Source organism: Pantoea wallisii (assembly GCF_002095485.1).
Taxonomy (GTDB): domain Bacteria; phylum Pseudomonadota; class Gammaproteobacteria; order Enterobacterales; family Enterobacteriaceae; genus Pantoea; species Pantoea wallisii.
In genome coordinates this window covers 46,429-66,378 of record NZ_MLFS01000019.1, presented here as the reverse complement: position 1 = coordinate 66,378, position 19,950 = coordinate 46,429, and the positions used below count along the sequence as shown (strand labels likewise).

Below are 19,950 nucleotides of genomic sequence, written 5' to 3'. Positions count from 1 at the left end.
CCCTCCCTGCTTCCCGCAGCGATCGGTGTCGCTGTGACAGGAGACAGCCCCTCTCAGACTTTTGGCGGGGCGACCCGGGATTTTTGACGTTCGGAGTGGCGACCCGCAGGGCTGCCAGAAGGCCGCCAGCCGCTGAATCACGAGCCCGGCATCATCGCGCCGCTGGCAATAAACCACGCCAGAAAACTGACGCCGGCAACAATAATCGCAATGGGGAAAAGCAGTCCGATCTTCATAATATTCCTGACGGTTAGGCGAGCTGAACGATGGCGCGATGGGTTTTCATCATACTGAAGAGTTGAAACTGCGTGGCGTCATCAACCTGACGCAGATGTTCACCTTTCTGATACCGGATAGCGTGAACATGTCCGAGCTGACGCCATACCACGATGGCCGAGGCCAGCAGCGCGCAGTTCTCCTCGCTCTGAACACAATCCAGCGTGGCATAATGTCTGTCATCCAGGCCATTAATAAACACATTCAGGGCCTCTGGCGGCAAGATGGCGCGGATGTCATCCAGCATCACGCGGCTCACCGCCTGCGACAGCACCAGCGTCAACCTTTTGCTCTTCATCTCAATCCTTCGTGCTGATGATTTTCCCCACGTTATACGGATTAAACGTCCGCGGGGGAAGCGCAGCACGCAGCTTTGTGTGAGCGCCATGTTAAATCATTACCTGGCACTGCGTTAAAAACTGTGCTGATCAACACAGCAGAAAAATAAAATACCCTGAATAATAAGTCACTTATAAAAATGACCTGGCGAAACCCCTGCAAATGAGAATTTGTGATCCTCATGTTGAATATCCCCCGAATTTTGCCAGATGCCTGCATTTTCCGGCAACCACTCAAAGGCTGAGTAAAAGGCGCTCCCTCTAGACTGCTGCTAATCGGGAAACTGCGGTTTCCTGTTTGGCCTCAACCTTACGAAGGAATAACAATGAACAGTGCCATTATTGCCGGTATTTTCTGGCACCTGGTGGGTGCCGCCAGTGCCGCATGTTTTTATGCTCCGTTTAAGCAGGTGAAAAAGTGGTCATGGGAGACCATGTGGTCGGTGGGCGGCGTTATGTCATGGCTGATTTTGCCCTGGGCGGTCAGTGCCGTGCTGCTGCCGGACTTTCTGGCCTACTACAGCAGTTTTACCTTTTCGCAGCTGCTGCCGGTCTTTCTGTTCGGGGCCATGTGGGGCGTAGGGAATATCAACTACGGCCTGACAATGCGCTATCTCGGTATGTCGATGGGGATTGGCATCGCCATCGGCATCACGCTGGTGGTTGGCACGCTGATGACGCCGCTGTTGCAGGGCCGTTTTGTTGAGCTCTTCAGCTCAGCGGGTGGGCGCATGACCCTGCTCGGCGTCCTGGTGGCGTTGATCGGCGTCGCGATTGTCTCGCGTGCCGGCCTGTTAAAAGAGCGTGCGCTGGGGATCAATGCCGAAGATTTCAACCTGAAAAAGGGGCTGGTGCTGGCGGTGATCTGCGGTATTTTCTCCGCCGGTATGTCCTTCGCGATGGATGCGGCAAAACCCATGCATGAAGCAGCGGCCAGCCTCGGCATCAATCCGCTCTATGTGGCGTTACCCAGCTATGTGGTGATCATGGGCGGTGGCGCGGTGATCAACCTTGCGTACTGCTTTATCCGCCTGGCGGTGAAGCCTGAACTCTCGGTAAAACAGGACTTCTCGGTGGCGAAACCGCTGCTGATCGCCAACATCGCTTTCGCCGTGCTGGGCGGCACCATGTGGTATCTGCAGTTCTTCTTCTACGCATGGGGCCATGCCAAAATTCCACCGCAATATGACTTTGTCAGCTGGATGCTGCATATGAGCCTGTATGTCCTGTGCGGGGGGCTGGTCGGGTTGGTGCTTAAGGAGTGGAAATCGGTCGGACGTCGGCCGGTCAGCGTCCTGTCGATTGGCTGCGTGGTTATCATTATTGCCGCTAATATTGTCGGACTGGGCATGGCCGCCTGAGCCGGCCCGGAAGAGGAGCCTGACGCGTGCGTCAGGCTTTTTCTTTAGCGGTAACGGGAGCGCGCGGCGTGACAAAGCGCTGTCGCCAGGCGCTGGGCGTCAGGCCGGTTTCACGCGTAAACACCACGGAAAAGTAGTTACTATCATCAAACCCGCACCGCGCGGCAATCTCGCCGATCAGGCACTCCTGCGTACGCAACAGATACTTTGCCTGGCACAGCTGCAGCTGACGTAAATAGTGCCCGATAGTCATGCCGGTCTGCTGCCGGAACAGCTGTTTCAGCGCCCGCTCGCCCAGCTGATTTTGCTGGCAGAAGCGGGTGAGATCGAAAGGACGGCTGATGTCACCCAGCAGCGCTGACATCAGCAGATCCAGCTGTTCGCCCTCGGGCAGCGCCCACGGACGGTCCGCGGCATAGCCGTGACGCCGCAGAATCAACGCCAGCTGTAAAAACAGCGCTTCAGAGAGCTGAATTGACAGTGAATCACTTTTACGGCTCTCGCGCTCCAGCTGGCTGATCACACTGCGCGCCAGCGCCATGCCGCGCGTGGTTAAGCGCCAGCCGGAGGGCGCGTCATCCTCCTGTGACGGCAGGAGCTGGCTCCAGTCCAGCGCCAGGCGGAAGCGATCGCGGCAGTAAAGAATATTATCCAGCGCCAGGTCGTTAACGCTGTCGTAGCTGTGACAGTCACTGTCGCGGATATAGAACACATCGCCGCAGGTGATCAGCCACGGGCGATCGTTGAGGATGTGCAGGCCGTTGCCGCGCCAGACAATGACGATCTCGCTGAACGCATGCCGGTGCGGCGGGAAGGAGGGCTGCGGCATACGTTCGGCCACGGCAATTGGCAGATTGCTGGCGGGGAAGTAGTCCTCACGTGACAGAATCAGCGACATGTTAAACGCTCCGGTTACCACATCTGCTGGCGCTCCGTGCGGGGCGCGCAGCCAAATTCACGCCGGAACAGGGTGGAGAAGTGGTTGCTGTCTCCAAATCCACACTGAAAGGCGATGTCCGTAATACGCATATCGCTGTGACGCAGCAGATGGCGTGCCTGCAATAAACGCAGCCGATTCAGATAACGCTGCGGCGTGCTGCCGGTCTGCTGTTTCATCTGACGATGCAGCGTCCGCAGCGACAGCGAGAAACGATCGGCCAGCGCTTCCCACGCAATATCTTCACTGTAGTGCGTATTCAGCCAGTCAAGCAACCGATGCAGCCGCGCTTCCTGATCCTGCGCGTGTTCGTTGTGAGCCGCCTCGCGCAACAACACCAGCAGTTGCAGAAACAGCTGCTCCTGATGCGCCTGCCGCTCCAGCGACCAGCACGCCTGCTGCTTCATCTGTGTAACCAGCTGGAGCGCCTGCGTCATCACCTTCTGATTAATACGCCAGTGTGAAGCGTATTGCCCCTCCTCTTCACGCGGCAGCAGCGCCTGTAAGCCGGAGAGAAAGCGGAAAGCCTCCGGGCTGCGATAGAGCACGTTAGTTAAGCAGAGGTTGTCAGTCTGCTCATACAGATGGCGGTCATGGTCGCGCACAAAGCAGACGCAGCCGGCGCTTAACGCCTGTGGCTGGCCGTTAAACACGTGCACGCCAGAGCCCTGTTCAACCAGCACAATCTCATGAAAATCATGATGGTGCTCCGGAAATGCCTGCTGCGGGACGCGCGGCTCAATGGCGATGGCGTAGTTCCCGGCAGGGAAGAAATCAGCGCTATGCAGAACGGTCATGGTTCGCCCTCAGTTAACAAAACTGCAACGAGTCTACGCAGCCGCTGCGCACCTTACCTTGAATTTTGAACCGGGCGAGGCAGGAAAAGGGTGATTTATTCAAGATCGCCTAAGTGATTGATAGAAATGCGGCAAAGCTCACAACTCTGCTGTTGCGCGGTTCTGTGAACTCTCTCACGAACACCTTTGTCGTGCTGCCAGTGATGATCGCCTGCTGGCACTGCGCATAAGGTGACAGAGCGGCGGGATTTCTACTCTGTAAGCCTGTCATCACAGGAAGAACACGCCATGAGTATGCGTAGCATTGTTGCCATTGATTTAGGCGCATCCAGCGGGCGCGTGATGCTCGCCCAATGGGCTTCGGCCAGCCAGCAGCTTAGCCTGCGCGAAGTGCACCGGTTTGCGAATCAGCGCGTGCGGCGGGCCGGATATGACTGCTGGGATTTGGACGTGCTGGAGCAGGAAATTCGCGCCGGCCTGCAGCAGCTGGACGATGAGGGCATCGTGCCAGACAGCATCGGTATCGATACCTGGGGCGTGGATCTGGTGCTGCTGGATGCGCAGGGCGAACGCGTCGGCGAAGCCGTGAGCTATCGTGACCCACGCACCGATGGCCAGATGGCGCAGGCGATGGCGGATCTGGGTCAGCAGGCTATTTATCAGCGCACCGGCATTCAGTTTCTGCCGTTTAACACGCTCTATCAGCTGCGTGCGCTGCATCTGCAGCAGCCGGACTGGCAGGCGCAGGTCCGCTACGCGCTGATGATTCCGGACTATCTGCACTATCGTCTGACCGGCCAGATGAACTGGGAGTATACCAATGCCACCACCACGCAGCTGCTGAATATTCAGCGCGGCGAGTGGGATAGCGAGCTGCTGGCCTGGGCCGGCGTCGATGCGGCCTGGTTTGGTACGCCGCGCCCACCAGGCAACACCGTCGGCTACTGGACCAGCGCCAGCCAGCGACGCATTCCGGTGATTGCGGTCGCCACGCACGATACCGCCAGCGCGGTGCTGGCAACCCCGCTGATGCAGGATGATGCGGCTTATCTCAGCTCCGGTACCTGGTCGCTGATGGGGATAGAGAGCCTGCAGCCATGCCTCAGTGACGCTGCCCTGCACGCCAACTTCACCAATGAAGGGGGCGCGGAGGGCTACCGGGTACTGAAAAATATCATGGGCCTCTGGCTGCTGCAGCGCGTCTGCAGCGAGTTACACATCAGCGATCTCTGCCAGCTGATTGCGGAGACAACGCGTGAGCCCGCCTGCCGCACGCTGATTAACCCTAACCATGCGCGCTTTATTAACCCGGATAGCATGGTGCAGGAGATCCAGAACGCCTGTGCGGAGCAGTTGATGCCGATACCGCACACTGCGGCCGCGCTGGCGCGAACCATTTTTGACAGCCTTGCGCTGCTGTACCGCCAGACAGTGCTGGAGCTCAATCAGCTGCGCGGTACGCCGCTGCGTCAACTGCATATTGTCGGCGGCGGCAGTCAGAACCCCTTACTGAATCAGCTGTGCGCAGATGCCTGCCAGCTGACGGTGCTCGCCGGGCCGGTGGAAGCCTCCACGCTGGGCAACGTGGGCTGCCAGCTGATTGCGCTGGGTGAGCTGCGCGATGTGGCCGATCTACGCCGCGCTATCCGCCACAATTTTCCGTTAGAAACCTTTGAACCGCTGAAGAACAGCGCCTTTGCGGCCCATCAGGCTCGCTTTGCAGCGCTGAGCCAACCCGCTAAGGAACTCGCTTATGACAAAGCTGATTGAACAGGCCTTTGACCTGGCTAAACAACGTTACGCCGCGACGGGCGTAGATGTGGACCAGGTGATGGCGCAACTGGATACGATTCCGGTCTCTATGCACTGCTGGCAGGGTGATGACGTACGCGGTTTTGAAAACCCCAACGGTGCGCTGACCGGCGGCATTCAGACCACCGGCAACTATCCGGGACGGGCGCGTAATGCGGTCGAGTTGCGGGCCGACCTGGATAAAGCGATGTCGCTGATCCCGGGGGCTAAGCGCCTCAATCTGCATGCGATTTATCTTGAAAGTGACAAACCGGTGGAGCGTGACGCGATTGAACCACAGCACTTCAGTCACTGGGTGGAGTGGGCGAAGCGCAATAAGCTGGGGCTGGATTTCAATCCCACCTGCTTTTCACATGCGAAAAGCGCCGATGGGTTTACGTTATCGCACGCCGATAAGGGGATTCGGCAGTTCTGGATCGATCACTGCAAAGCCAGCCGCCATATCTCTGCCTACTTCGGCGAGCAGCTTAGTACCCCCTCCGTCATGAACATCTGGGTGCCGGATGGCATGAAAGATCTTACGGTCGATCGCTTTGCGCCGCGCCAGCGCCTGGCGAGCGCGCTGGATGAGGTCATCAGTGAGCAGCTCAATCCGCAGCATCATATCGATGCCGTGGAGAGCAAGCTGTTCGGAATTGGCGCCGAGAGTTATACCGTCGGGTCAAACGAATTTTGCCTGGGGTACGCCAGCAGCCGCCAGACAGCATTGACGCTGGATGCCGGGCATTTTCATCCTACCGAAGTGATCTCCGACAAAATCTCTACCGCAATGCTGTATGTGCCGCGCCTGCTGCTGCATGTCAGCCGTCCGGTTCGCTGGGATAGCGATCACGTGGTGTTGCTGGATGATGAAACCCAGGCCATCGCCCATGAGATCGCGCGTCAGAAACTCTTCGATAAGGTGCATATCGGTCTCGACTTCTTTGATGCCTCCATCAACCGTATTGCCGCCTGGGTGATCGGTACCCGCAATGCGAAGAAGGCGCTGCTGCGTGCGCTACTGGAACCGGGCGATCAGCTGCGCGCGCTGGAGCAGCAGGGGGACTTCACCGCGCGTCTGGCGCTGCTGGAGGAGCAGAAGTCACTGCCGTGGCAGGCCGTCTGGGAGGCATGGTGCTTACGCCACGATGTACCGGCAGATGCCAGCTGGCTCAGTGAGATCCGCCACTATGAACAACACACATTGCGCCATCGTTAAGGGACAACACCATGCAAAACATTCTGACTTCCTGGTTCGTTCAGGGAATGGTTAAAGCGACCAGTGATATGTGGCTGAAAGGCTGGGATGAGCGTAATGGCGGCAATGTCAGCCTGCGCTTACTGCCGGAAGAGGTGGCTGATTTCGCTGCTGATTTTTACGGCGAGCCCCGCTGTATTGAACTGAGCAAACCCGCGCCAGCATTGGCTAATGACTGGTTTTTAGTCACCGGCTCTGGCAAGTTTTTCCGTAACGTACAGCTCGATCCGGCGGACAGCCTGGCGCTGCTGCAGGTGGATGACAAAGGGCTGTCGTACAAAATTCACTGGGGGCTGAGCCACGGCGGGTTACCGACCTCCGAACTGGCCGCGCATTTTCAGTCACATAGCGTGCGGAAGCAGGTGACGCAGGGGGGCGACCGCGTAATTATGCACTGCCACGCGACGAACTTTATGGCGTTGAGCTACGTGGTGCATCTGGATTCGGCGCGCTTTACCCGTCTGCTGTGGGAAGGCAGCACCGAATGCCTGGTGGTGTTCCCGGATGGCGTAGGCATTCTGCCGTGGATGGTGCCGGGCACTGACGGGATTGGTCAGGCAACCGCAGATGAGATGGCAAACCACAGTCTGGTGATGTGGCCGTTCCACGGTATTTTTGGCGCCGGGCCGAACCTTGATGAGACCTTTGGCCTGATCGATACGGCGGAAAAATCATCAGAGGTAGTGGTAAAAGCGCTCTCCATGGGCGGCATCCGGCAAAGCATCACCACCGAACAGCTGATCGCATTGGGCGAGCGCTTTAACGTGAAACCGTGGGCCGCGGCCCTGCAGGCGGAGCGCAGCGATGTTGCGTAAAGCGTTTGTGATGCAGGTGTACGCGGACTGCCACGATGCGTACCTGCGCCGGCACTCACCGATCTGGCCGGAGCTGGAGGAGACGCTTAAAGCCCACGGCGCGCATAATTATGCCATCTGGCTGGATGCGGAGCGCAATCTGCTGTTCGCCAGCGTGGAGATAGACTCCGAAGCGCGCTGGCAGGCCGTGGCGCAGACCGAGGTGTGCCAGCGCTGGTGGGCATCCATGAAAGATCTCATGCCCTCCAATACGGATAACAGCCCGGTCAGCGCTGAACTCAAGGCGATGTTTTTTATGCCTTAATCAGGCGCGGGTAATCGATGACTGTTTGTCCCGGGGGTTAACGAACCTCAACAAATTTCATTGCTGCGGATTCTGTATACGGGCAGAAGGGAGGGTAAGCACGCCCGGAACGGCAACGGCCGCATCCATACGGGCCTCGACACGCGGCGTCCCAGCCGCGTGTCGTCCGGGCTTGACTCACTCTCCCTTCTTCCCTTCCATTGTTGTCGCTGTTTCTGAACACCAACATTTTTAACCTTCGGAGTGGCGACCCGCCAGGGCCGCCAGTGCCAAATGTGCAGGTGCCGCTCCGGACCGGTGAAGGCGAACCAACCCTATCCGTTAGAACGCAGCTGCGGATAGCGACGGAAAATAGCGACACACCAGAACAGCGCCGCCAGGCCAATCAATCCGCCCACATTGCCAACGTCTGACATCTGCAAATGTTCGCTCACCTGGTTACCCAGCAGCGCACCGGCCCCAATGCCGATATTGTAAATGCCGGAAAACAGCGACATCGCCACATCCGTGGCATCCGGCGCCAGCGACAACACGCGCACCTGCATTGCCAGACCAATCATCATCATCGCCATGCCCCAGATAATGCACAGCACGGTGATGGCCACAGGACGGACCGCCGCAAACAGCAGCAGGCCCATGCTCAGGGTAATCAGCGCGATCGCGGCAATCAGCAACGCGGAGGGGAACTTATTGCCCAGTGTACTGAACACAATGCTGCCGATAATCCCGGCCGATCCGAACAGCAGCAGCAGCAGCGTCGTGAAGTTCTCATCTGCGCTCGCCACCACCTGCATAAAAGGTTCAATATAGCTGTATGCCGTATAGTGTGCGGTCACGACGACCGTCACCAGAATGTACATTGAGACCAGCGCCGGGCGGCGGAACAGCATCGGCACGCTACTCAGTGACCCGGTATGTTCACTTGGCAGACGCGGCAGAATACGCACCAGCAAGATCATCAGCACCAGCGCCGAAAGGCCAATCATGCCAAACGTGGTGCGCCAGCCAAGATACTGACCCACAATACGGCCAATCGGTACGCCCAGCACCATCGCCAGCGCGGTGCCGGTTGCCAGCATACTCAGCGCCTGGGTCTTCTTACCGGCCGGCGCCACGCGGATGGCCAGCGAGGCAGTAATCGACCAGAACACCGCGTGCGCCAGCGCAATACCGATACGCGAAATCACCAGCGAGGTAAAATCCCACGCTAACAGTGACAACACATGGCTGGCGACAAACACGATGAACAGCACCGCCAGCAGCAGACGGCGCTCAATGTTCCGCGTCAGCAGCATCAGCGGCAGCGATAGCAGCGCCACCACCCACGCATAGATGGTCAGCATGATGCCCACATCGGCCGTTTTCATCGAAAAACTGGCCGCGATGTCCGACAGCAGACCGACCGGCACAAATTCGGTGGTATTAAAGACAAAAGCAGCAATGGCCAGCAGGACCACACGCAGCCAGGCTGTTTTACGTGAAACGGTAGTTGATTGCATTGAGTTCAAATCGGCTAAACGGCGAGAGTGAAGGGCAATATACGCCCGATTAAGTGACCCAGGTCACAAACTGCCGCTATTGTGGAGCATTAATGAGCGGATGAAAACCTTTAACCCGCCATTTATCATTGAATATTTTTTATCGCCGGACCTGTGCTTAATAGCTTGAGGTTATTATCTATTTCCACGAGGGCAGCGTACTGAGGAGGCGTGCGCAGGAGGCAAAGTCAATCCTGGCGGTGACCACGCAATGTGCATTTTGCGATCCAGTCAAAGCTAAACGTACTGTTTCTGTTATAGCAAGGCGCCGTAACGCTGCTTATTAATTTTGCTTAGCGACAACCGGGCAGTCAGGCCAGGATTATCAGAGTCAGGCCATGTGTTTTAGGGCCACGCTATTCGTGTGGTTCAGGTTTTTTTTTATCGTAACCGGACAGCAGTGTTCACAGCCCAGCGCAGTTGCGTAAAATTTACGCGCCTGCTGAATGGCGGCATTTGCGGTGTAAAACGTGCCCAGAAAACGCCGTCCATCGACACCTGGCAGGAAAGGGCAGCCCTTTGCGTGCACCACGTGATTGTCGTTATAGCCGGCATGCTTATCGACATAATAATAAAGCTCCATCTGACTACCTCATTGCTGTAAAAAATAAAATCTAAGTATTGTTGGAATAGAGCGAATTATAGCGATGAATCGCCGTTTTGTTTTAAGTGGTACTGAATGATTAGCGGAAAAAACAGCGGGAGGCGGGGCGCGGGACGTCAGCGTCCCGCGTAAAGGATGAGAAGTATTACAGTTTCCGGCCCTGAAGGCGCAGGCCTACCAGCAGCGCCAGCACCAGCAGGGTGCCAATGAACGCCGTCACGCCGGGCCAGCCAAAGCGGTGCCAGAACACGCCGCCCAGCGTACCGGCCACGCTGGAGCCCAGATAATAGCTAAACAGATACAGCGATGAGGCCTGCCCTTTGGCGCGCCGCGCGCGTGGCCCAATCCAGCCGCTGGCAACCGAGTGAGCGGCAAAGAAGCCTGCGGTAAACAGCATCATGCCGGGCAGGATGACCCATAACGTGTCAAACGCGGTCAGCAACAAACCGGCCAGCATGATCGCCGTGGCGACAATCATCACCGGCCCGCGACCAAAGCGGCTGGTCATCGCCCCGGCTTTGGGAGAGCTCCAGGAGCCGGTCAGATAGACCACCGATAACAGCCCGACCACCGCCTGGCTCAGTGACCACGGCGCGCTTAACAGCCGGTAGCCAATATAGTTAAACAGGGTGACGAATGCGCCCATCAGCAAGAACCCCTCTGCAAACAGCAGCGGCAACCCCTTGTCGCGCCAGTGCAGACGAAAGTTAATCAGTAAGCTGCGCGGGCGCAGTGAGGCCGGGCGGAAATGGCGCGAGGCGGGCAAAATCTTCCAGAACATTAGCGCTCCCGCCAGCGAGAAACAGCCGATGACGCCAATCGCAATACGCCAGGAGAAGAAGTCAGTCAGCACGCCGGTCAGCAGGCGACCGCTCATGCCGCCAATCGAGTTGCCGCTGATATAGAGCCCCATGGAGAACGCAATCACACGCGGGTGAATCTCTTCACTCAGGTAGGTCATCCCTACTGCGGCCACGCCGCTGAGCGATAACCCAATCAGCGCACGCATCAGCAGGATCCCCTGCCAGCTGGTCATCAGGGCAGAGATCAGGGTACAGATGGCGGCGAGCATCAGCGCGGTGACCATCACCGGTTTGCGCCCAACCGCATCTGAAAGCGGGCCGGTAAATAGCAGGCCCAGCGCCATCAGCCCGGTAGAGAGCGAGAGAGAGATGCTGCTTTCGGCTGGCGTTACGCCAAACTGCTGCGACAGCACGGGCAGAATAGGCTGCACGCAGTAGAGCAGAGCAAAGGTGGCAAGTCCGGCGGAGAACAATGCCAGCGTCACGCGCATGAACAGCGGCGATCCGCGTTCAATCCATTCAGTCGTGGAAATAGCCGCCGCGGGCGTTTCAGACGGTGTCTCTTTATCAAGCGTCACGGCATGGGTAGAGCGACTCACAGAACATCCTCGCTATGAAGTTAGAGGCTTCACTGTAGGAGAGCGCAAATAGGTTGTACAATATATTAATAATCTCAAATAAGACGTTTTAAATATGAATATTGAGCTGCGCCATTTACGCTACTTCGTTGCGGTAGCCGAAGAGCTCCATTTTGGTCGTGCCGCGCTGCGTCTCAACATGTCGCAGCCGCCGCTCAGCCAGCAGATCCAACAGCTGGAGCAGGAGATTGAGGCGCAGCTGTTTACCCGTACCAACCGCAGCGTGCAGCTGACACCCGCCGGCCACTCCTTTTTGCAGGACGCACGCGCCATTCTGCTGCAGGTGGAGCAGTCAGCACGCCGGGCTTCCCGCATCGATCACGGCCAGGAGGGCGAGCTGCGTATCGGCTTCACCTCTTCCGCGCCGTTTACCGGCCTGATGTCGGATGCGCTGTATCAGTTCCGCCAGCGCTGGCCTGAAGTGCACATTCAGATGCAGGAGCACAATACGCGCCAGCAGCTGGCCCCGTTACATGAAGGGCGGCTCGATCTGGGCGTCATGCGAAACACGCCGCTGCCAGCGGACCTGCAGCACCGCCTGTTATTGCGCGAGCCGCTGTATGCCGTGGTGCACTGGGCGCATCCGCTGGCCAGTGCCGCATCAATCGCCATTCAGGCGCTCGCCAGTGAGCCGTTCGTGTTTTTCGACGCGCAGGGCGGTACGGCGCTGTACGCTGAAATTCTGGCGCTGCTGCATCGCTATCACATCAAACCGTTTATCACGCAGGAGGTCGGTGAAGCGATGACCATTCTCGGTCTGGTGGCGACCGGGCTGGGCGTCTCGATCCTGCCTGCGTCATTTCGTCGTGCGCGCCTGGCGGATGTGGTGTGGATTCCACTGCAGGAGAGCGATGCCACTTCAGAAGTCTGGCTGGTCTGGTCTGCGGTGCGCGAACCGAGTGCGCAGATGGCCAATATGATGACGCTCCTGCTGCAAAATGCAGAAAGTTGACGCCACCGCGAAAATTAACCGTTAACTTTATGTGCGATAAATCACATTTCTAATCAAATATTTGACGCTGCCTGCCAATCTGCATCACCATAGCTGCTGTTTATTTAGAAGCGCGAAAATATCCGGGAGCAGGGCGTGAATCTGGACAGTCAGCCTGGCCATATTGACCAAATAAAACAGACCAACGCAGGTGCGGTTTACCGACTGATTGACCACTACGGCCCGATTTCGCGTATTGAGCTCTCTAAACGTGCCCAGCTGGCGCCCGCCAGCATCACCAAGATCGTGCGTGAAATGCTGGATGCGCATCTGGTGCAGGAGACCGAGTTTCAGGAGCCCGGCAGCCGCGGCCGGCCGGCCATCGGCCTGATCCTCGATACGGTGGCCTGGCACTACCTCGCGGTGCGTATTCAGCCGGGGAGCATCACGCTGACGCTACGCGATCTCAGTAGCCGCGCGCTCCAGGAAGATCGCCTGCCGTTACCCGCCAGTGCCGATGTTCCGCTGCTGCATACCCTGCAGGAGATGGTGAACGCCTTTTTTATCCGCCATCAGCAAAAGCTTGAGCGCCTGACCGCCATTGCGGTGACGCTGCCGGGATTGATCAATGCCGCCTCCGGCGTGGTGCATCGTATGCCGGGCTATGATGTTGAGGATATGCCGCTGGGGACAACGCTGGCGCAGCGTACCGGCTTGCCGGTATTCGTGCAGCACGATATCTCCGCCTGGACGCTGGCCGAAGCGCTGTTTGGCGCCTCGCGCGGCGCGCTGGATGTGATTCAGATCGTGATAGATGAAACCGTGGGCGCAGGCGTGATCAGCGGCGGACAGCTGCTGCACAAAAGCGGACGAGCGCTGGTGGAGATTGGGCATACGCAAATCGATCCTTACGGAGAGCAGTGCTACTGCGGCAATCACGGCTGCCTGGAGACCGTGGCCAGTACCGGTAGCCTGCTGCAGCTGGCGGCGCAGCGCCTGGCATCACAGCCGGAGAGTCAGCTCCATCAGCAGCCGCTGACCATTGAGAGCCTGTGCCATGCCGCGCAGCAGGGCGATCGCCTGGCGCGCGACGTGATTGCCGGCGTCGGACATCACGTGGGCCGCATGCTGGCGATGATGGTCAACATCTTTAACCCTCAACAGATTCTTATCGGTTCGCCGCTGAACCAGGCGGCGGATGTGCTGTTTCCGGCCGTCAGCAGCACTATCCGGCAGCAGGCGCTGCCCGCATACAGCCGTGAGATTCAGCTGGCACCCGCTGCGTTTAACGATCCCGGCACCCTGGGCGGCGCCGCGCTGATCAAGGACGCGCTCTATAGCGGCTATCTGCTGGTTAAACTGTTGCAGGGCTAATGGTCCGCCTTTAGTTTGCGCTAACGCAAGCTGTTACGCGCAACATTTCCTTAAACTGCCTCCTTCGCAGGTTACGCATCGCTCAAACGAAGGAGGATAGAGGTGAATACACTATTTGTCACCGGCACCGACACCGCGGTGGGTAAGACCGTGGTTTCCCGCGCACTGTTACAGTGTTTTGCTCAGGCAGATCTGATCGCTGCAGGTTATAAACCCGTGGCAAAAAGCGCACAACCTACACCCGAAGGCTTACGCAACAAGGATGCGTTACTGCTGCAGCAGGCCTCCGGAATCAGCCTGGATTACGTCGCCGTGAACCCCGTGACGCTGGAAGAGGATGAGATCAGTACCAGCCCGGCGCAGCGCATTGATTATGCTGTGCTCAGCCAGGGGCTTGCGCATCTGCAGCAGCGCGCCGCGCACGTGGTGGTGGAAGGCACCGGCGGCTGGCGCAGCCTGATGAACGATGGGCAGCCGCTCTCCCGTTGGGTGCAACAGGAGAATTTGCCCGTGGTGCTGGTGGTCGGCATTAAAGAGGGGTGCATCAGCCATGCGCTGCTGACGGCGGAGGCGATCGCGCGCGATGGCTTGCCGCTGGCCGGCTGGGTCGCTAACCGCATTAACCCCGGCCTGGCGCACTACGCCGAGATAATCGATGTGCTGCGCGCTAAGCTGGCTGCGCCGCTGCTGGGAGAGTTGCCTTATCTGCCGCGCGCGGAACAGCGCGAACTCAGCGGCTATCTGGACATCACGCTGCTGCAGTCCGGCACGCAGGCAAAACCCGCCGCCTGATCCTGTACCGGGCTTGTAAAGAGGATGGCTGAACCTGAGGAAGAGGTTCAGCCATCTTATTACGTTGCTACTTATGCGTTAACGTCAGGGGTTAAGACGGCGGCGCGTGCGGCCCGAACTGAGATAATCGGCGATATAGTCCTGTGAAATTTCGCCGCTGTAGCGCCCCTCTTCATCAACGATTGGCATCCATACCGTATTGTGCTCGTACAGTTTGGAGAGCACGACGCGCAGGTTCTCTTCCGCTTTGCCGGTGACCTTAAAGGTATGCAGCAGCTCCTCACAGCGGCCGCTGGCACCGCGCGCCTCACGACGCTTTACGAACCCCAGTGGTTTACCATCATCATCAACGACGGTCACGGAACGCATGTCGTTATCATCCATGGTGGCAAAAGCCTCCTGCAGTGGGGTACTGCGACGGACGGTGATGGTCGGTTGCTGATCGGTAACGTCACCGGCCTGCACCAGCAGCAGACGCTTCAGGGTTCGATCCTGGCCGACAAACGAGCCGACAAAATCATTGGCCGGCCTTGCCAGCAACTCATCGGGGCTGGCGCACTGCACGATCTTGCCCTGACCGAACACGGCGATGCGGTCACCCAGCTTAAGCGCTTCGTCAATGTCGTGGCTTACCAGCATCACTGTCTTCTTCAGCTGGCGCTGCATCTCCAGAAACTCATTCTGAATCACTTCACGGTTGATCGGGTCGACCGCACCAAAAGGTTCATCCATTAGCAATACCGGTGGATCCGCCGCCAGCGCGCGGATAACGCCAATACGCTGCTGCTGGCCGCCTGACATCTCACGCGGATAGCGGTGCAGAAACTTAGTGGGATCCAGCGCCACCATGCTCATCAGTTCGGTCGCGCGCTCGCGGCAGCGTTTCTTATCCCAGCCCAGCATACGCGGCACAACGGTAATGTTCTCTTCAATGGTCATGTTGGGAAACAGACCGATTTGCTGGATGACATAGCCAATATTACGGCGCAGCGTTACCGTGTCCTGGCCGCTGGTATCTTCACCGTTGATCAGAATCCTGCCACTGGAGGCGGGTATCAGGCGGTTAATCATCTTCAGCGTAGTGGTTTTACCGCAGCCCGAAGGGCCGAGCAGTACGCACATCTCGCCGGCAGGGACCTCAAGGCTGACGTTATCTACGGCGTTAAACGTGGTGCCGTTTTTTTGCGTAAAGGTTTTCGTCAGGTTTTCCAGTTTTATCATTATCGAATCCCCTTAGGAGTCAGCGCCAGCTGCAAACGGTGCAGCAGCCAGTCAAGAACAATAGCCAGCAAACAGATCATCAACGCGCCGGCAATTAGCATACGCACATCACTGCCGCTGATGCCGTCCAGCAGCTGCAGGCCGAGGCCGCCAGCGCCGATCACCGCAGCAATCGCCATCACGCCGACATTCATCACCACGGCGGTGCGAATTCCGCCAAAAATCACCGGCAGCGCCATTGGAATCTCAACCCAGCGCAGGCGCTGCCAGAAGGTCATGCCGATACCGCGACCGGCTTCGCGCAGCCCCGGCGGCAGATTCTCCAGCGCGGTGTGGGTGTTGCGCACAATCGGCAGCAGCGAGTAGAGAAACACCGCAGTAATCGCCGGCAGGGCACCAATGCCCTGACCGATCAGCGAAAACAGTGGAATCATCAGACCAAACAGTGCAATGGTCGGGATAGTGAGCACGATGGTGGCAATGCCCAGCACCGGCGTTGCCAGCCATTTGAAGCGAACAATCAGAATGCCGAGCGGCACGCCGACAATAATCGCGAAACCAACCGCCACCAGCACCAGCCAGGTGTGCTGCCAGGTCAGCGCCAGCAGGTTGTTCCAGTTATTCATGATGTAATGCAGGGTATCCATGGCGCCTCCTTACAGCATGTTTTTGGATTGCAGGAAATCACGCGCCACTTGCTGCGGTGACAGATGATCGATATCGACGCGTTTGTTCATCTCCGTGATCGCTTCACTGGTGATTAACGTGGAGAGCTGATTAAGCGCAGCGTCGAGGCCGGGATGCGACGCTAACACGTCCTGACGCACCACTGGCGTGACGTTGTAACTGGGGAAGAAGTGCTTATCGTCGTCAAGGACTTTGAGGTCAAAACCTTTTACGCGTCCGTCGGTGGTATACACCAGCCCGGCATCAACAAAGCCATCCCTCACCGCGTTGTAAACTAAACCGGGGTCCATCTGCCGAATCTGCGGGCGATCGAGCGGCATATTGTAGGTTTTCTGCAGCGGTTTCAGGCCGTCAGAGCGTCCGGCGAATTCAAGGTCCAGCCCCAGCTTCCAGTTGTGGTCAGGATCGTTTTTGCGTACCGCTTCAAGTTTTGCCACCAGCTGCGACATCGTCGTGATGCCCTCTTTTTCAGCGCGGGTACGCTGCATGGCGAACGCATAGGTGTTGTTCATTGGGGCCGGATCCAGCCATATCAGGCCCAGTTTGGCGTCCAGCGTTTTAACCGTGTTGTACGCCTCCTGTGACGACATCGGCTTACTGATGTGATTGAAGATAATGAGTGAGGTACCGGTGTACTCCCATGTCATATCGATCTGTTTATTGATCATGGCATTGCGGCTGATGGTGGTCGCGATATTGGTTTTCGGGATAACCTGAAAACCCTTCTTTTTCAGCCACATTACCGTCATCGCGGAGAGGATATGCTGCTCGGTGAAGCTCTTGGTCGCCATTACAATCGGGGTGGCAGCAGCAGCGGTCTGGCTGATAACCAGCGAAGCAGTCAGTGCCAGCGTCGTCTGTTTTATCCAGCGCGCCAGCAAGTGTGTTTTCGACATCGCACAGATCTCCCTGTATTAAGCCGCAGAGTGCGGGCTGAGAAAGCGTCCCAATGCTGCCAGCAGCATGTCGAGAATCAGCGCGAACAGCGCGGTTGCCGCAGCGCCGAGAATCAGTGTCGGGAAGTCGTTAAGGTAGATGCCGGGGAAGATCAGTTCGCCGTAGCTGCTGGCGCCAATCAGGAAGGCCAGCGGAGCGGTACCGACATTAATGGCCGTGGCGATGCGCACACCGGCAAGCATTACCGGCAGCGCATTGGGAATCTCCACCTGACGCAGGCGCTGCAGTTTAGTCATGCCGATACCGTTGGCAGCTTCGATCAGCGACGGCGGCACCGCGCTTAAACCGGCATAGGTATTGCGCACAATCGGCAGCAGAGAGGCCAGGAACAGGGCGATTATCGCCGGGCGGTCGCCAATGCCCACCACGACCATTGCCAGCGCCAGCACCGCCAGCGGCGGCAAGGTGTTACCCACATTGAAGATCTGCATCACATACTCAGCCCAGCGACGGGCAAAGGGGCGGCTCAACAGAATGCCGCTGGGAATGCCGACCAGCAGAGCAGAGAGCATTGACCAGAATACCAGGTACAGGTGCTGCTGCCCGAGGTAGACCAGATCCACTTTGCGTGCGCGCAGCGTATCCAATCCCAGTCCCCAAACCAGCAGGGCAATCACGACCACAATAGCCAGCAGGGCCAGTCCGGCACGGCGGGCGAGCGATGCAGTGTGCATAGCGTGCGTCTCCCTGATTAAAATAATCGATTGGTTTTATAGCGTCACTTTCAGCATGGCGGCGCAGCGCCCGTCGGGGTGCATACGAAAGTCCATCACTCTGACAAATTGCAGTTAAAATGACTGTTTAGCGGTGCTTTCTTAGTGAGAGTCTGGAAAGCGCCTGTAAATGCTATAGCAATGCTTTCCGAATAAAGCCAGTTTTTACGGCAAAATCAGAGAGATAGATACGCATAAAAAGTAAGCGAAACCCGCATGGCATAAGGTTTACACGCACAATGAAAAAAATTTATCGAAAAAAGTGACGTTGTCACAATGAGCGGCACGCAAAGGAAACTGGCTGGGCAAAAGATCGGCTAGCCTTAAACAAAAAAGGGAGACGTATGACTGAAAGCGCACAAGTACACACGCATTACCGGCACTGGATTCTGATCGCCTGCATGCTGGCGATGTTTATGGCGGCGATTGAGGTCACCATCGTCGCCACCGCCATGCCCACTATCATTGCGGATTTAGGCGGATTTTCCCAATTTGGCTGGGTATTCTCCATCTATCTGCTAACACAGGCGGTCAGCGTCCCGCTCTATGGGCGGCTGGCCGATATCTGGGGGCGCAAGCGGCTGTTCTTTATCGGCGTATCACTGTTTCTGCTCGGTTCAGTGCTGTGCGGCTTCGCCCATACCATGACCTGGCTGATTATCTTCCGCGCATTCCAGGGGCTGGGCGCCGGGGCGATCATGCCGCTGACCACCACCATTGTGGCAGACATCTATTCACCGCGTGAACGCGCTACCGTGCAGGGCTGGCTCTCCAGCGTATGGGGCGTGGCGGCGGTAATAGGTCCGCTGAGCGGCGCGTGGCTGGTGCAGCACTTTAACTGGTCGGTGATTTTCTGGGTCAATGTGCCGATTGGTTTGGTCTCAATGCTGCTGCTGGCACGTTTTCTGCCGGCGCGTGAACAGCATCAGGGCGCCACGCTCAATCTTACCGGCAGCTGCTGGCTGATGATTGCGGTGACGGCGCTGCTGGTGGCGCTCCTGCAGGCGGAAGCCTGGGCTACTGGCTGCTGCCATTCCTGATACTGGCAGTGATTGCCGGCTGGCGACTCAAGCACCATGAGCAGCGTGCGGCGGCACCGCTGTTCCCGCTGGCCATCTGGCGCAGCCGGTTAATTGTGGCGGGCAACGCGGGTAATCTGATTATCGGGGCGACCATGATGGGCATCAGCGCGTTTCTGCCTACGTGGATTCAGGGAATTACCGGCGGCACACCGCTGCAGGCGGGCAGCGCCCTGGCGATGATGTCGATTGGCTGGCCGCTTGCCAGTACGCTGAGCGGACGGCTGATGCTGGTGACCTCCTACCGTTTCACCGCCCAGCTGGGCGCCTTTCTGCTGATTGCCGGCAGTGCGCTGTTACTGCTGCTGCGTGCCGACAGCTCCATCATGCAGGCCGGCATGACCGCCTTTGTGATCGGCACCGGCATGGGCATGACCAGCACCACGTTTTTGGTCTCGGTGCAGAATCATGCGCACTATGAGATTCGCGGCATCTGCACGGCATCAATCATGTTTAGTCGTATGCTGGGCTCGGCGATAGGGACGGCCATCATGGGCGCGGTGCTGAACCTGAATCTGGCGCTGCGTCTGCCGGAAGCGCGCGATCCGATGCAAAAAATCATGTCGCACGAAACTCGCGAAGCGCTGCCAGCCGATCGGCTCGAGTACTGGACCGGGCAAATTGCCACGTCGCTGCATTGGGTATTTGTGGTTGCGCTGCTGATTGCGTTACTGACGCTGTGGGTTGCGTGGCTGATGCCGCGGCAGCGGCCAGAGGCAGAATAGAAGAGGGGCGG

The 19,950-nt window shown here is 58.0% G+C and carries 19 protein-coding genes and 1 pseudogene; 9 read left to right on the top strand and 11 right to left on the bottom strand.

Going from position 1 to position 19,950, the window contains the following annotated elements:
* Positions 1–137: 137 nt before the first annotated feature.
* Positions 138–236, bottom strand: coding sequence for a YoaK family small membrane protein (locus HA48_RS22010; protein WP_139807978.1), 99 nt, complete (start codon positions 234–236; stop codon positions 138–140).
* A 14-nt stretch (positions 237–250) separates the two neighbouring features.
* A complete protein-coding gene (locus tag HA48_RS09225) occupies positions 251–574 on the bottom strand; it encodes a hypothetical protein (protein WP_128600777.1) in 324 nt (107 codons plus the stop codon).
* Positions 575–940: 366 nt separating this feature from the next.
* On the opposite strand from HA48_RS09225, the gene rhaT reads away from it, so the two are divergent.
* Positions 941–1,975: an L-rhamnose/proton symporter RhaT gene (gene rhaT, locus HA48_RS09220; protein ID WP_128600775.1), complete on the top strand. Its 1,035-nt coding sequence runs from the start codon at positions 941–943 to the stop codon at positions 1,973–1,975.
* A 31-nt stretch (positions 1,976–2,006) separates the two neighbouring features.
* Here rhaT and rhaR read toward each other — a convergent pair whose 3' ends face one another.
* Positions 2,007–2,873 (bottom strand): HTH-type transcriptional activator RhaR, encoded by an 867-nt coding sequence (gene rhaR, locus HA48_RS09215; protein ID WP_128600772.1) that lies wholly within the window; start codon positions 2,871–2,873, stop codon positions 2,007–2,009.
* Positions 2,874–2,887: 14 nt separating this feature from the next.
* Entirely contained in the window at positions 2,888–3,709 is an 822-nt protein-coding gene (gene rhaS, locus HA48_RS09210) for an HTH-type transcriptional activator RhaS (RefSeq protein ID WP_128600770.1), read from the bottom strand.
* 288 nt (positions 3,710–3,997) lie between these two features.
* On the opposite strand from rhaS, the gene rhaB reads away from it, so the two are divergent.
* Genes rhaB through rhaM form a run of 4 tightly spaced genes read left to right on the top strand, consistent with a single transcriptional unit; the run spans position 3,998 to position 7,877 of the window.
* Positions 3,998–5,479 carry a rhamnulokinase gene (gene rhaB / locus HA48_RS09205; protein WP_128600767.1) on the top strand — a complete coding sequence of 494 codons (1,482 nt, stop codon included), beginning with the start codon at positions 3,998–4,000 and terminating at the stop codon, positions 5,477–5,479.
* Positions 5,463–6,719 (top strand): L-rhamnose isomerase, encoded by a 1,257-nt coding sequence (locus HA48_RS09200; protein WP_128600765.1) that lies wholly within the window; start codon positions 5,463–5,465, stop codon positions 6,717–6,719. Before rhaB ends, HA48_RS09200 begins: the two co-directional genes overlap by 17 nt.
* An 11-nt stretch (positions 6,720–6,730) precedes the next feature.
* Positions 6,731–7,573 carry a rhamnulose-1-phosphate aldolase gene (rhaD, locus tag HA48_RS09195; protein ID WP_128600763.1) on the top strand — a complete coding sequence of 281 codons (843 nt, stop codon included), beginning with the start codon at positions 6,731–6,733 and terminating at the stop codon, positions 7,571–7,573.
* A complete protein-coding gene (gene rhaM / locus HA48_RS09190) occupies positions 7,563–7,877 on the top strand; it encodes an L-rhamnose mutarotase (protein WP_128600761.1) in 315 nt (104 codons plus the stop codon). The genes rhaD and rhaM overlap by 11 nt, the downstream gene beginning before the upstream one ends.
* A gap of 314 nt (positions 7,878–8,191) precedes the next feature.
* On the opposite strand, the gene HA48_RS09185 is transcribed toward rhaM, so the two are convergent.
* The 3 genes from HA48_RS09185 to HA48_RS09175 all read right to left on the bottom strand — a co-directional run bounded on the left by HA48_RS09185 (position 8,192) and on the right by HA48_RS09175 (position 11,421).
* On the bottom strand, positions 8,192–9,376 hold the full coding sequence (locus tag HA48_RS09185) for a sugar transporter (RefSeq protein ID WP_128600759.1): 1,185 nt from the start codon (positions 9,374–9,376) through the stop codon (positions 8,192–8,194).
* Between the two features lie 370 nt (positions 9,377–9,746).
* A complete protein-coding gene (locus HA48_RS22460) occupies positions 9,747–9,998 on the bottom strand; it encodes a hypothetical protein (protein ID WP_128600757.1) in 252 nt (83 codons plus the stop codon).
* A gap of 166 nt (positions 9,999–10,164) precedes the next feature.
* A complete protein-coding gene (locus HA48_RS09175; RefSeq protein WP_128600755.1) occupies positions 10,165–11,421 on the bottom strand; it encodes an MFS transporter in 1,257 nt (418 codons plus the stop codon).
* Between the two features lie 94 nt (positions 11,422–11,515).
* Here HA48_RS09175 and HA48_RS09170 point away from each other — a divergent pair, with 94 nt between their 5' ends.
* From HA48_RS09170 to bioD, 3 genes are all read left to right on the top strand, one after another.
* A complete protein-coding gene (locus HA48_RS09170) occupies positions 11,516–12,412 on the top strand; it encodes a LysR family transcriptional regulator (RefSeq protein ID WP_128600753.1) in 897 nt (298 codons plus the stop codon).
* A gap of 135 nt (positions 12,413–12,547) precedes the next feature.
* The gene (gene mlc, locus HA48_RS09165) at positions 12,548–13,765 is read left to right on the top strand and encodes a sugar metabolism global transcriptional regulator Mlc (protein ID WP_128600752.1); all 1,218 of its coding nucleotides are present in this window, start codon (positions 12,548–12,550) and stop codon (positions 13,763–13,765) included.
* Positions 13,766–13,867: 102 nt separating this feature from the next.
* On the top strand, positions 13,868–14,557 hold the full coding sequence (gene bioD, locus HA48_RS09160) for a dethiobiotin synthase (protein WP_128600751.1): 690 nt from the start codon (positions 13,868–13,870) through the stop codon (positions 14,555–14,557).
* An 84-nt stretch (positions 14,558–14,641) separates the two neighbouring features.
* On the opposite strand, the gene osmV is transcribed toward bioD, so the two are convergent.
* Genes osmV through HA48_RS09140 form a run of 4 tightly spaced genes read right to left on the bottom strand, consistent with a single transcriptional unit; the run spans position 14,642 to position 18,096 of the window.
* Positions 14,642–15,778: an osmoprotectant ABC transporter ATP-binding protein OsmV gene (gene osmV / locus HA48_RS09155; RefSeq protein ID WP_128600750.1), complete on the bottom strand. Its 1,137-nt coding sequence runs from the start codon at positions 15,776–15,778 to the stop codon at positions 14,642–14,644.
* The gene (gene osmW / locus HA48_RS09150; RefSeq protein WP_128600749.1) at positions 15,778–16,425 is read right to left on the bottom strand and encodes an osmoprotectant ABC transporter permease OsmW; all 648 of its coding nucleotides are present in this window, start codon (positions 16,423–16,425) and stop codon (positions 15,778–15,780) included. Before osmW ends, osmV begins: the two co-directional genes overlap by 1 nt.
* Positions 16,426–16,434: 9 nt before the next feature.
* The gene (locus HA48_RS09145; protein ID WP_128600748.1) at positions 16,435–17,361 is read right to left on the bottom strand and encodes a glycine betaine ABC transporter substrate-binding protein; all 927 of its coding nucleotides are present in this window, start codon (positions 17,359–17,361) and stop codon (positions 16,435–16,437) included.
* 18 nt (positions 17,362–17,379) lie between these two features.
* The gene (locus HA48_RS09140; RefSeq protein WP_128600747.1) at positions 17,380–18,096 is read right to left on the bottom strand and encodes an ABC transporter permease; all 717 of its coding nucleotides are present in this window, start codon (positions 18,094–18,096) and stop codon (positions 17,380–17,382) included.
* A gap of 383 nt (positions 18,097–18,479) precedes the next feature.
* On the opposite strand from HA48_RS09140, the pseudogene HA48_RS09135 reads away from it, so the two are divergent.
* Positions 18,480–19,939, top strand: a pseudogene (locus tag HA48_RS09135) (MDR family MFS transporter).
* Positions 19,940–19,950: the final 11 nt, after the last annotated feature.